At 61.4% G+C, this 12216-nt stretch carries 11 protein-coding genes; 8 read left to right on the top strand and 3 right to left on the bottom strand.

What is annotated here, in order from left to right:
* Nucleotides 1–2 precede the first annotated feature (2 nt).
* The gene (locus tag G6N82_RS09110; protein WP_165195776.1) at nt 3–992 is read left to right on the top strand and encodes a YihY/virulence factor BrkB family protein; all 990 of its coding nucleotides are present in this window, start codon (nt 3–5) and stop codon (nt 990–992) included.
* Entirely contained in the window at nt 989–1813 is an 825-nt protein-coding gene (fabI, locus tag G6N82_RS09105) for an enoyl-ACP reductase FabI (RefSeq protein WP_165195774.1), read from the top strand. The genes G6N82_RS09110 and fabI overlap by 4 nt, the downstream gene beginning before the upstream one ends.
* A 21-nt stretch (nt 1814–1834) precedes the next feature.
* Here fabI and G6N82_RS09100 read toward each other — a convergent pair whose 3' ends face one another.
* Complete coding sequence (locus tag G6N82_RS09100) at nt 1835–2017, bottom strand: hypothetical protein (RefSeq protein WP_165195772.1); 183 nt, start codon at nt 2015–2017, stop codon at nt 1835–1837.
* A gap of 274 nt (nt 2018–2291) precedes the next feature.
* Here G6N82_RS09100 and G6N82_RS09095 point away from each other — a divergent pair, with 274 nt between their 5' ends.
* From G6N82_RS09095 to G6N82_RS09080, 4 genes are read left to right on the top strand one after another with little or no spacing between them, the layout of a single operon-like run.
* Entirely contained in the window at nt 2292–3635 is a 1344-nt protein-coding gene (locus tag G6N82_RS09095) for an O-antigen ligase family protein (RefSeq protein WP_165195770.1), read from the top strand.
* Nucleotides 3628–4359, top strand: coding sequence for a polysaccharide biosynthesis/export family protein (locus G6N82_RS09090; RefSeq protein WP_165195768.1), 732 nt, complete (start codon nt 3628–3630; stop codon nt 4357–4359). The genes G6N82_RS09095 and G6N82_RS09090 overlap by 8 nt, the downstream gene beginning before the upstream one ends.
* Before the next feature lie 29 nt (nt 4360–4388).
* Nucleotides 4389–6608 carry a polysaccharide biosynthesis tyrosine autokinase gene (locus tag G6N82_RS09085; protein ID WP_241255058.1) on the top strand — a complete coding sequence of 740 codons (2220 nt, stop codon included), beginning with the start codon at nt 4389–4391 and terminating at the stop codon, nt 6606–6608.
* On the top strand, nt 6608–7828 hold the full coding sequence (locus G6N82_RS09080; protein WP_206520151.1) for a hypothetical protein: 1221 nt from the start codon (nt 6608–6610) through the stop codon (nt 7826–7828). Before G6N82_RS09085 ends, G6N82_RS09080 begins: the two co-directional genes overlap by 1 nt.
* A gap of 106 nt (nt 7829–7934) precedes the next feature.
* On the opposite strand, the gene G6N82_RS09075 is transcribed toward G6N82_RS09080, so the two are convergent.
* Entirely contained in the window at nt 7935–8729 is a 795-nt protein-coding gene (locus tag G6N82_RS09075) for a class I mannose-6-phosphate isomerase (RefSeq protein ID WP_206520149.1), read from the bottom strand.
* The gene (locus tag G6N82_RS09070) at nt 8726–9760 is read right to left on the bottom strand and encodes a sugar phosphate nucleotidyltransferase (protein ID WP_165195764.1); all 1035 of its coding nucleotides are present in this window, start codon (nt 9758–9760) and stop codon (nt 8726–8728) included. Before G6N82_RS09070 ends, G6N82_RS09075 begins: the two co-directional genes overlap by 4 nt.
* A gap of 302 nt (nt 9761–10062) precedes the next feature.
* Here G6N82_RS09070 and G6N82_RS09065 point away from each other — a divergent pair, with 302 nt between their 5' ends.
* Nucleotides 10063–10659, top strand: coding sequence for a hypothetical protein (locus G6N82_RS09065; RefSeq protein WP_165195762.1), 597 nt, complete (start codon nt 10063–10065; stop codon nt 10657–10659).
* Between the two features lie 543 nt (nt 10660–11202).
* Entirely contained in the window at nt 11203–12135 is a 933-nt protein-coding gene (locus G6N82_RS09055) for a tyrosine-type recombinase/integrase (protein WP_165195758.1), read from the top strand.
* Nucleotides 12136–12216 lie beyond the last annotated feature (81 nt).

Genomic DNA, 12216 nt, shown 5'->3' with positions numbered 1-12216 from the left:
GTTTGTCCCATTTCAAGCTTCCGGAACCGGAAGAACGCGAAATCCACTCGCTGTCGCCGGAAACGCGCCGGCTCGAGGCGAGCACCCTGCGCGGCAAAGTCATCTATCATATCGGCCCCGGCACGCGCGCCTTCGAAGTGATCAAGCGCACCGCGATCGGCGCTTTCAACGATGGCTTCATCCATGCCGGCAACCTAGCCTATCTGGCGGTGCTGGCGATCTTTCCCTTCTTTATTCTCGGTGCGGCGCTGTTCGCGCTGATCGGGGACGCTTCGCATCAGGACGCGCTGGTGCGGACGATTGTGGTGGCGATGCCGCCCACAGTGGCAGGCACGATCGAACCGGTCGCGCGCGACGTGATGGCGGCGCGCAGCGGCTGGCTCTTATGGGCCGGCGCAGCGGTGGCGCTGTGGACCATATCCAGCCTGGTGGAGACGATCCGCGACATCCTGCGCCGCGCATACGGCACCCAGCCAACCCGTGCATTCTGGAAATACCGGCTGATTTCGACCGGGTTCACGCTGGGCGCTGTGGTCTTGCTGGTGGTGGCGTTGTTCGCGCAGGTTCTGATCGGCGCCGCCGAGCAGGTAATCCAGGCGCGGTTTCCAGACCTGGCCGGGACACTGGCGCAATTGCGACTGTCGCGGCTCGCACCCGCGCTGGTGGTATTCGGATCGCTCTACACGCTGTTCTACACGCTGACCCCAAGCGCCTATCGCGCGCGTCGCTATCCCAAATGGCCCGGAGTCGCGCTGGTAACGCTGTGGTGGATCGCGGTAACAGCTGCCTTACCGCCGGTGCTGGGCCGCTTTTTCACCTATAACCTGACCTATGGCAGCCTGGCCGGGATCATGGTCGCACTGTTCTTTTTCTGGCTCATTGGACTGGGAATGGTTATCGGCGCGGAATTGAACGCAGCGCTGGCGGTGACGCCTGAAGAAGAGCAGGCCACCGCCGAAGCGCAGGAGCATCAAGAGGAGGAAGCCGCATGAGCGGGTTGATGCAAGGCAAGCGCGGGCTGATCATGGGGCTTGCCAATGACAAGTCGCTGGCCTGGGGGATCGCGAAGAAGATCCGCGAACAGGGCGCCGAATTGGCCTTTTCCTATCAGGGGGAAGCGCTGGAAAAGCGGGTGCGCCCGCTGGCCGAGCAATTGGGATCCGATTTCCTGATCGAATGCGACGTGGCTGACATGGCGGCGCTCGACGCGGCCTTTGCAGCGCTGAAAGCGCGCTGGGACACGCTCGACTTCGTGGTCCATGCGATCGGCTTTTCCGACAAGAACGAGCTGCGCGGCAAATATCTCGACACCAGCCTCGACAACTTCCTGATGACGATGAATATCTCGGCCTATTCGCTGGTTGCCGTTGCGCAACGCGCGGCGGCGATGATGCCGCCGGTGGACGAGCAAGGGAATGGCGGGGGCTCGATCCTGACGCTGACCTATTACGGCGCCGAGAAAGTGGTGCCCCACTACAATGTGATGGGTGTTGCCAAGGCGGCACTCGAAACCAGCGTCAAATATCTCGCGAATGACCTGGGCCCGCAGAACATAAGGGTGAACGCCATCAGCGCCGGGCCGATCAAGACGCTGGCAGCCAGCGGGATCGGCGATTTCCGCTACATCCTGAAGTGGAACGAATACAATTCGCCGCTGCGCCGCAATGTCACGATCGAGGATGTCGGCGGCGCGGGTCTCTATTTCCTGTCCGACCTGTCTTCAGGGGTGACGGGCGAGACCCATCACGTTGATGCGGGCTATCATATCGTTGGGATGAAACAGGAAGACGCGCCGGATATCGCGCTGGGTTAGCGCGAGCAGTGGCCGCATCGCCTATTCATCGTCTTCGATGATTTTCCACCTGCGCTTGGTGACGCGGATCATCGGTTTGCCGCAAAAGCGGCAGGTCGATTTGTAGGTGTCGCCGAATTTGCGGATATTGGCATCGCTGCGCTCATGCCGCCCGCGCGAGCAACGAAATGTGACGCCAATGGCCCTGGACAGAAGATTCGTCATGCGCTTGCGCTACATCTGGCAAGATTAAAGGGCAAGATAGGCGTGACGGCGACGCAAGGTTCATTGTGCGCGATGACCTAGTCCAAGAAATTCCAGCGAAACTCGAATTGGGGGTGGAATACCGCGCTGCGCTACTTTAGGAAGCCGCGTCGTTTTCAGCCCAGTTCATCCGAATAGTTGCGGAGCCCCCGAAAGCAAAATGTCGTCGTCGCGCAGCCATCGGAAACATGCTTCGCGCAGCCGCCGAGAACATGGCGGGTACAGCCTTTTCGCGGTGAGCAGCTGGAGCCCGCAACTGGCGGTCCTGGCGCTGTTCCTGGCATTGCTGTTCCTTACTGGCGGAAGTTCGCGAGCTGACGTGTCGAAACTGATCGTGCTGCGCCCACTTGCCGTCCTCGCCGCGGGCTATGGACTGGCCACTATACGCAAGGAAGACTTCGCCACTTATCGGCCGATCTGGCTGTTGTTCGGTGCTGTTGTATTGCTGACGGTCGCGCATCTGGTTCCGCTGCCGCCGGGTGTATGGCAGTCGTTGCCGGGCCGCGAGATCCTGGTCGAGATCGATACGCTTGCCGGATTGGAGGGGATCTGGAGACCGCTTTCGATGCATCCGGAAGGCACTTGGAACGCGCTCTATGCGCTGAGTGTGCCGTTTGCTGCATTGCTGCTGGCCTCGCAGCTCGGCGAGGAAGACCGGATGCGGCTGCTGGCAGTTGTGATCGTGTTGTGCATGCTCAGCGGGTTTGTGGGGGTTATCCAGGCGGGCGGCACGGACATCCGCTTCTACCGCTTTGCCGGAGACGCGAGCGGGTTCTTTGCCAACCGCAACCACCAGGCAGCGATGCTGGCCTGCCTGTTTCCGATGCTGGCAGCGATTGCGCTGAGCGCCGGGCGCTTCAAGATCGATCCGCGCGCGACTCGGCTGATCGCGGCGGCGGGCATGATCGCGCTCGTCCCGCTGATCCTCGTGACCGGTTCGCGGATGGGACTGATCGTCGGTGCCATTTCCTTCATGTCCCTCGCCTTCATGTTCTTCAGCGGCGCAAAGCGGAGCGACGCCTTCGCCATTGGCAGGCTGATCCAGGGCGCCGTGGCGTTACTGATCGCCGCCGGGATGGTCGCCGGGACTGTTTTCATGGCACGCGACAAGGCCTTCGACCGGGTCGACGGATTAGCGAATGAGCCGCGCATTCCGGCTTGGGAAAGCATAGTTGACTTCCTGCCTAGCTACCTGCCGTGGGGCTCGGGCATTGGTTCTTTCGTACCAGTCTACCAGATCCATGAGGAATCGCGCCTGTTGATGGAGCAGTATTTCAACCAAGCACACAACGACTGGCTCGACCTCGTTCTGACAGCTGGCCTGCCAGGCGTAATCCTTGCGCTGGTCGCTGCGGTGATGTTCGTCGTGGCAGCCAAAGCCGCGCTTGGGGCGCGAAGCGCTGCAGGCCATCTGCGCCGTGCCGGTGTGATCGTGATTCTCCTGCTGGCTTTTGCCAGCGTGACCGACTATCCGCTTCGAACTCCAATCCTGTCTGCTTTGTTAGCGATAGCCGCGATCTGGGCCTGGAGTCCTTTCAGTCAATCACAAGTCAAGGAAAGCAATCAGCGGGATGCCTAGGCTAAAATCAATTGCCCCATACTCCATTGGCCTCGCGTTGCTGCTGGCGGGCTGCGCATCGTCGTCTCCGGATATTGGCGGCGCGCCGGGCCTCGAAGTGGTTGCGGGCGACGCCCTGCCGGAACCGACCGTGGCGGACCTTGCCGCCAACGAGCGCCCCTATCGCGTCGGGCCGTTCGACATACTGACCATCGATGTGTTCGGCAGCGAGGAGCTCTCCAAGAAAGAGGTCCAGGTCGATGCCAGCGGTCGCATGACCTTCCCGCTGATCGGCACGCTCGAGGTTGCCGGCAGGACGCCGGGAGAAGTTGGCGAGATGATGGCGGATCGCTTCCGCGGCCGCTATATCCATGATCCACAGGTTACAGTGAACCTCAAGGAAATCGTCAGCCAGACGGTCACCATAAGCGGCGAAGTCAAGAAGGCTGGCGTCTATCCGATTGTTGGCCGCATGACGCTGATGACCGCGATCGCGTCGGCTGAAGGCTGGACCGAATTCTCCAAGAAGGGTGAAGTTGTGGTCCTGCGGACCGTCGAGGGACAGGACTACGCCGCGCTCTACGATGTCCGTGCGATCGAGAAAGGGCGCTACGCCGATCCCGAAATTTTCGCGAGCGACGTCGTCGTCGTCGGCAATTCGAACAGCCGCAGAATTTTCAAGGACTTCCTGGCCGCCACCCCATTGCTGGCGCCTGTCGTCCTGCTGCTCGACCGCAACAATTAAGCTAGCACATTCGAATGGCCTCCAATTTCATGAACGACAACGCCTCACTTACCCGCGATCCAGCGATGCCGGACTTCCAGCCTGAAGGCCGTGACGAAGGCTTCCATCTGCCGCCGGTGCTCATCCAGTACTGGTTCACGGTGCTGCGTTGGCGCTGGCTGATGGCCGGCATTGTTGCCGCCTGCGTCATTTTGGGTGTCGCGATCACGCTGCTGATGGCGCCGCTCTATACGGCGAAGACTCAGGTGCAGATCGACCGCCAGCAAAAGCAGATCACCAATGTCGAGGGTCTCGAGGCCGAGGTCCAGGGGCAGGACCTGGAGTTTTACGCCACCCAGTACGCGCTGCTCGAAGCGCGGCCATTGGCCGAACGCGTGGCTTCGGAACTGAATCTCTATGAGGACCCGGCCTTTTTCGAGGCGCATGGCATCAACCCGGACATTCTCGAGGAAACTGACTCCGGGAAAACCGAGGCCCAGCTTGAGCAAGAGCGCCGTCGATTGGTGGTGAAAGAGCTGCTGGATACGGTCGAGATTTCCCCGATCCGGCTCTCAAAGCTGGTCAACATCAATTATACCAGCCGCGACCCTGCCCTTTCCGCCCGCATCGCCAACCAGTGGGCGTCGGCCTTTGTCGACCTCAGCGTTGAGCGCCAGTTCGCCTCCACGGCAGACGCCCGCGCTTTCCTCGAAGAGCGCCTGGCTACCTTGCGCGAGCGCTTGGAGGAATCGGAACGGCAGGTTGTCCTTTACGGGTCGGAATCGGGCATCGTAACGCTTGACCAGATCAGGGACCCCAATGGGCGCGCGATCGCCAATCGGACGCTGACCGGGGCAAATCTGGAGCAGCTCGCTGGCGAACTCAATGCGGCCAAGGCGGCCCGGATCGCTGCAGAAACCCGTGCCGGTGCGCGCGGCGATAGCACCTCCGAGGCTGTGACGAGCAATACGCTAGCCAACCTGAGGCGCGAACGGGCGATCGTGGCCGGGGATTATGCCAAGATGCAGGTGCAGTTTGCGCCGGAATATCCCGCGGTCATCGAGCTCAAGCAGCAATTGAGCGCGATCGAAGCTGCGATTGCCGCCGAAACCGCCCGCATCTCGCAGGCGCGCTCGCGCGAATACACCGAAGCCCTGCAGCGCGAGCGCCAGCTGGAGCAGCAGGTCAACGAGCTCAAGCGCGAGCTGGACACCCAGAACCAGGCCAATATCCAGTACGCGATCTTCCAGCGCGAGGCGGACACCAACCGCGAACTCTATGATGCGCTGCTGCAGCGCTACAAGGAGATCGGCGTTGCCGGCACCATCGGCGTCAACAACATCGCCATTGTCGAGCCCGCGATTGCGCCTGACAAACCGTCATCGCCCAGATTGCTGATCAACCTGGCCATTGCGCTCATGCTCGGGCTTGGCCTTGCCGCCGCGACTGCCTTCGCGCTCGAACAGATCGACGAAGGCATCCGTGAACCGGGGCAGGTCGAGCCGCTGCTCAAGCTGCCGCTGCTTGGCATCACGCCGATGGTCGAGGAAGACGACGTCCTCGAGGAATTGCAGGACGTCAAATCCAACTATTACGATGCCTATTTCTCGATCCGTTCGAGCCTGGCTTTCTCCACCAATCATGGCTTCCCGAAATCGATCGCGGTCGCCAGTACCCGGCCTGGCGAGGGCAAGTCCTCGACCGCCATGGCGCTTGCCACGGTGCTGGGCCGGACCGACAGGCGCGTGTTGCTGGTCGATGCTGACCTGCGCTCGCCGTCGATCCATGGCTTTTTCGACGCCAGCAACGAGCGTGGCTTCAGCAATTACCTCGCCGGCGATGGCGACTGGGCTGGGCTGGTGCAGGAAACCGATCGCAAGAACCTGTCGATCATTGCCGCCGGCCCCGTGCCGCCCAGCGCCGCAGAACTGCTCAGCGGCGACCGGCTCAACCAGTTCGTGCGCGAGGGACTGGAACAGTTCGATCACATCGTCATCGACAGCCCGCCAGTGCTGGGCATGACCGATGCCCCGCTGATCGCCCGCGCTGTTGAAGGCGTGGTCTACGTCGTCCAATCGGCCGGACCGGCTGCACGCGGGATCAGGGCCTCGATCAAGCGCATCCAGATGGTCAACGCCCATATCTTCGGCATTATCCTGACCAAGGTCGATAGCGGCTCCAAGGGCTACGGTTATGGCTATGGCTATGGCTATGGCTATGGCTATGGTCAGCGCTATGGCGAAGATTACGAAGAGGCCGGTCGCGCATAATGGCGGGTAGCCAGCAAACAGTCAGATACGCCGTAGCCGCCGTCGCTTCGCTGGCCGCCGCCTGGCCCGCCTTTGAATTTGCACTCGTCTCGACGCTTCGCGTGGCGGACCCCGAAGCCGCGCTTGAGTGGCGACCGGGCGATGGGCCCGCCCTTGCCAAGCTGGTCAATCGGCGGATCGAGAAGGATCGCATCTACAAGGCCAATGCCGAGGACACGCGCACGGCGCTGCGCTCGCTCATCGCGACGCCGCTCAATCGCTCCTCGCTGCGCATTATCGGTCTGAACGCCGAACTGAGTGGAGATCGAGCGCGCGCGAGAAGCGCGATGCAGCTGTCGGATCGCGTCTCGCGCCGGGACAGCCTGGCGCAGGTCTGGCTGCTGGAACGGGCGGCAGAGCGCGACGATTTCGAGGGGTTCCTCGCGCATTATCATGCCGCGCTTTCGGTTACCCCTGAGCTCGGCGAAGTTCTGCGGCCGATCCTGGTTTCAGCCGTCAAATATCCCCAGGTCAGGGAAGCAGCCCAGCCTTACCTTCGTAACAATGCGCCGTGGGCACCGGCCTTCATGGCGAAGGCTGCGATTGATGCTGAGCCTGGCGATGCATTCGAGATGACCCTGCCCGTGGCCCGCTGGCTCAGTGGCAAGCAGTATCAACCAGCGATCGCGCAACTGGCGTATCGCCTGGCTGCTGACGGACGATCGGGGGATGCGCTGAAGCTAGCAGAGGCGACCTGGGGCGATTTCGACGCAAAGGCATTCGCCTCATCCGCACCCAACAAGATCACGACCGACGAACGGCTCGGGCGGCTCGCCTGGTCGCTCGCCAATGGTGGCGGCATCAGTGTGCGCACCAATGACGAAGGCCTGATGAACGTCTCAATCGACCCGCTTGCCCGCGGATCGCTCGCGTCGCGCGATTTCCCGGTTCAGGGCGGCCGCGACTACACACTGACACAGCGCGTGAAATTCTCCGGCAGGGCGGAGCGGGTCCGCATCGCCTGGCGCGCAGACTGCGTTGCCGCCGCTGACAAGCCGGCCAAGCGCATTTGGGACCAGCCGATCCCACCGCGTTCCGAAGCGACGACCTATCGCTCGACCATAAGCGTGCCGACAGGCTGTAACCTGGTCACCCTCACGCTGAGCGGGACCGGCCCCGAGAGCCAGCCCCCGGCCAATCTCAGCCTGGAACAGATCGAGTTTGCCCCTTCGAGCAGGTGATTCCTTCGATCCATTGCTCGCCAACCGCATGCTGAGCTGTGGTCGGAAAACGCCTCAATCCGTTTCTCTGGGATGGTGAGGCAGCCAGATGCTTGTCGCACTTCGGCTAGTCGGATTGCGCCACGATCGCTTCGGCATCTTCACTCGTCGTCAGCAGATCGCCGCTGGCAAGCATTGCACAGCTCCCTGCGTCGATCCGCTCATCACCCAGCGCAAGATAGCCACGCAGCGGGATGACGAGCGCGTCCTCGAGACCGACCATCTCATGTGGTCCCTTGAGCAAGGTCACGGTGAAGGCTGCTCCGTCAAGCAACACCTCGCTCGCATCGCCGCGCACGTGGCTGCGGTACTGGGCGGGATAGGGCGCGAAATCGGCGCATTCCATGGCCTGGTCGAGATGGAGTTCGCGGGGCCGGCCGTAGTCGAACAGGCGGAACGTGATATCCGTGTTTTGCTGGATCTCTAGCAGGGTCAGACCTGGTCCAATCGCGTGAATGGTTCCGGGCGGGACATGGAAGAAATCGCCCGGTCTGGCCTCGTGCCAGACCAGCATCTCCTCGATCGAGCCATCGATCGCAGCCGCTCGCACTGCTTCGGCAGAGTATTCATCGTCTAGGCCAAGCGCCACCGCCGCGCCCGGTTCCGCGTCCAGAATAAGCCAGCATTCTTCCTTGCCCACCGTGCCCAGCCCCATCCTTTGAGCATCGGCATCACAGGGATGGACCTGAACGGAAAGTTTTTCCGACGTGAAGAGATACTTCACCAGCAGGTCTTCAACCGGAGCTTGCGGTTCGAACCAGATCTCGCCGATCTGCAATTCGGGATCGTTCGAGAAAGGCGCGCTAATGCCTTTGCGGCCCCAGACCTTTTCCAGAGTCTTGGTCTCGAGCCGCCTGCTCATTGGCCTTTGGCTCCCTTGAGCTGGCCGACCTTCTGCGCATGCTTCGCCGAGGTGACCAGCACCTCATCGCCATCCACCACGATGATGACATCCTCAAGGCCGATGGCCGAAATCCGCGGGCCATCGCTGACAGCGAACACGCCCTCGCAGTCGATCAGTTCGGCCTGTCCTTGTGACGCATTTCCATTCGCATCGGCCACCTGGGCATCGCGCAGCGCTTGCCAGTTGCCGATGTCCGACCAGCCCATTGATACCGGAACCACCGCCACGCGCTCGGCATGCTCCATCACGGCATAATCGACCGACTCGCCTTCGATCTCGGCGAAGGGAAACGCGGCGGGATGGAACAGGTTCGCTTCCAGCCCGCCCTCGGCAACGCTGCGCCTTGCCGCTTGCGCCATGGCCGGTCGGTGGAGCGCCAATTGTTCGAGGAACACCCCGGCCTCGAACAGGAAGATGCCGCTGTTCCAGCTGAAGGTGCCGCTCTCGAGGAAGCGTTCTGCTGTCGCCAGGTCAGGCTTTTCGACGAAGCGCTGGACCTTGAACGCCCCCTCGCCCAGCGCGGCGCCGCGCTCGATATAGCCAAACCCGGTTTCCGGACCCGTAGGGTTGATGCCGAGCGTGACGAGCCAGCCCGATCCTGCGAGCTCGGCGGCGCGGGCGATAGCAGCGTGGAACTCGGGCAGGTCGGCAATATGGTGATCGCTGGGGCAGACCACCATCACCGCCTTAGGATCGAGGCGCGCGGCGGCGAGGGCAATGGCGGGCGCGGTATTCCTTGCCGCCGGTTCGACCACCAGCTCCCACGAGGGGCTCTCCCGCATGCTGGCGCAGATCAGGTCGACATGCGCCTCGCCGGCGACGATCAGCGGAGCGGCAAAGCGCTCGCCCTGCAGGCGATCGAGTGTCTGCTCGAACAGCGTGGCATCGCCGACCAGCCGATGGAACGGCTTGGGGTGGCTGGCACGACTTTTTGGCCAGAGCCGCGTGCCGCCCCCGCCGCACAGGATAACTGGGTGGATCTTGTTCATGGCGTCAGCATAGATAGGCGCGGTGCTTTTTGCACAAGGTTAATGGCCGCGGCGCAAGCCCTTTCGCTGGGGCGGACAGGAGTGCGCGTTATCGGGCATTTGCCCAACACCTCCCCAACGCACTACCTCCCTGTCTCACAGGCTTGAGGCGATGCGCCCAGTAGCCAGGGGTGGGGGGGATAAAAATGGGAAATTCAAATACAACCCCATACACAGTAAGTCTGTGACGAGAAGCCCTGCTGCAATTACGTTCTTTTTGCACTATACCTTGCGACAACGTCGAGACTGCAAGGCGGAATGGCATGCCCAAGAAGGAAACCGAAAAGCTCCCGCCAACCCCTCCCCATAACCTGGTTACAGATGAACAGGCACGTGAGTTCCTGAAGGTTGAAGAGCTTAGTATTCTCAATAATCGGATTAATGAGCTCGCGAATATCCTTTGGCGCCACGAGGGTATGGACAAAGCGGAGCTCAACGTTCGGATCACGCGCGCGATCGAGCATTACAACAGCCTCAAGCCGTCCGACGGAGCTGAGGGAATGCTCGCCCAGCAAATGGTTGGTACGCATTTCGCGGCAATGGAATGTCTGCGCCGAGCGGCCTTGCCAAACCAGACGTTTGAGGGTCGAGACATGGCCCTGAAGCACGCACACAAGCTGATGACGCTCTACGCCCGCCAGCTCGAAACGCTCAACAAGCACCGCGGGAAGGGTCAGCAGAAAGTCACAGTCGAGCACATCCGTGTCGAAAGGGGCGGCCAGGCGATCGTTGGTAACGTCGAGGCGAGCGGCAAGCGAAATGCGGGAGCCCATCCACCTGAGCTTGATCACAAGCCCGATGATTCAGTTCCGCTGGAGATGCCCGAGGCGAAAACAGTAAGCCAAGGGAAGGCCAAGTGATCACGATGCATCCACGCAATACCGGCCCGATGCGTCAAAGCCCGCGCTGCGGCGCCAGGACGCGCCGAGGGACCGCCTGTGAGGCACCTGCAGTGAGCGGCAGGAAGAGGTGCCGCATGCATGGCGGCGCGAGAGGGTCGGGCGCCCCCAAAGGCAATCGCAATGCACTAAAGCATGGCGAGTTTACTCGTGAGGCGCGAGAGTTTCGCAAGCATGTCCGCGAACTGCTCAGGAGCGGCAAGGAGATGCTCGACGATTTCTGAGGGGATGGGTTTGAGGCTCAGGAGCCTGGCGGCTTGCCGATGCGAATACCTGGCCGGTCGTCGGGCGAGCCGATAAACTCAATACCTTCGGCTTCAAAAGCCGCCTTGATCTTCTCGAGATTGTCTTTGCGTGACCGGGGAACTGCGTTTGCTAGTTCGTACCTTGAGATTGTAGCGGTTCCCACGCCGGTTCTGTCGGCCAAATCTTGAACAGACCAACCAAGTGCTCCGCGAGCGGCCTTTATCTGATGCGCGGTCAGTCCCTGGACTTGCATTATGATTGATTTTCTATCATATTGGCCACATGGATGCTCAACGAATAGGCTTGGATTGGCGCTCTGAATTCCAGCGTCTTGAGGGTGCCTATGCGCCATCAACAATGCGTAGTTACCGCGCCGATGTCGAGGCTTTCGAAGACTGGTGCGTGGAGAATTGCATCAGGCAGCCTTTCCCCGCCAGCGTCGAGACCGTCTGCCGCTTTCTCGAGGACCAGGGTCAATCCAGGGCGTCGTCCACCGTCCAGCGTCGGCTTTATGCCATTCGAAAGGTCCACCGGTTATTACGGCTACCAGACCCGACCTATGACGAGGATATCAATCTTGCCATGCGCAAGGTCAGGCGGGCCCGCAGTATTCGCCCACGCCAGGCCAAGGGGTTGACGCGCAACTATCTCGATAGTTTCCTGGAAAGCGAGCCCGATACGCCATGGGGTCTGCGCAATCGCGCCATGCTCGCGCTCGGCTATGAATTGCTGACCCGTCGATCAGAACTCATTGCGCTGCGCAATCGGGATATCGTCGAGCGAGCGGATGGCACGCTGAGAGTGCTGATCCGTCGAAGCAAGGCCGATCCCTACGGCCAGGGGCGTATCGCCTTCACATCAAAGCGCACTGCCGACTTGCTTGGGGAATGGCTTTCCTACCGCGGCCCCGAAATCGAGTGGCTGTTCTGTCCGATCTACCAAGGCAAGGTGATCGATCGCTGTCTAGAGACAACGACTGTGCGGCGGGTGATCAAGGAAGCGGCGCAACGCTGCGGCCTACGGGCAGAGCAGGTCGCTTCATTCAGCGGGCACTCGATGCGAGTGGGCGCAGCGCAGGATCTCTTGAGGCGAGGCTTCGACACCGCAGCCATCATGCGGGCGGGAGGGTGGAAGTCCGTGAATGTGTTGGCGCGCTATCTTGAAAAGGCCGAGCACAACGTCTGGGCCTGAATAGGGGCACGCAGACCGACCGCTAGGCGCGACAACGTGATTTGTGGATCTATCAGCTTGAGCACAGTTCTCGACATGGTC

It is taken from the genome of Altererythrobacter sp. BO-6 (assembly GCF_011047315.1).
Classification (GTDB): domain Bacteria; phylum Pseudomonadota; class Alphaproteobacteria; order Sphingomonadales; family Sphingomonadaceae; genus Erythrobacter.
This window is presented reverse-complemented; position numbering and strand designations above follow the sequence as displayed.

What these genes read in the sequence shown, in the direction of transcription:
- G6N82_RS09085 (WP_241255058.1), top strand. Translation starts at nt 4,389, where the DNA reads ATGAACGACAACGCCTCACTTACCCGCGATCCAGCGATGCCGGACTTC.
- G6N82_RS09070 (WP_165195764.1), bottom strand. Translation starts at nt 9,760, where the DNA reads ATGAACAAGATCCACCCAGTTATCCTGTGCGGCGGGGGCGGCACGCGG.
- G6N82_RS09080 (WP_206520151.1), top strand. Translation starts at nt 6,608, where the DNA reads ATGGCGGGTAGCCAGCAAACAGTCAGATACGCCGTAGCCGCCGTCGCT.
- fabI (WP_165195774.1), top strand. Translation starts at nt 989, where the DNA reads ATGAGCGGGTTGATGCAAGGCAAGCGCGGGCTGATCATGGGGCTTGCC.
- G6N82_RS09100 (WP_165195772.1), bottom strand. Translation starts at nt 2,017, where the DNA reads ATGACGAATCTTCTGTCCAGGGCCATTGGCGTCACATTTCGTTGCTCG.
- G6N82_RS09090 (WP_165195768.1), top strand. Translation starts at nt 3,628, where the DNA reads ATGCCTAGGCTAAAATCAATTGCCCCATACTCCATTGGCCTCGCGTTG.
- G6N82_RS09075 (WP_206520149.1), bottom strand. Translation starts at nt 8,729, where the DNA reads ATGAGCAGGCGGCTCGAGACCAAGACTCTGGAAAAGGTCTGGGGCCGC.
- G6N82_RS09065 (WP_165195762.1), top strand. Translation starts at nt 10,063, where the DNA reads ATGCCCAAGAAGGAAACCGAAAAGCTCCCGCCAACCCCTCCCCATAAC.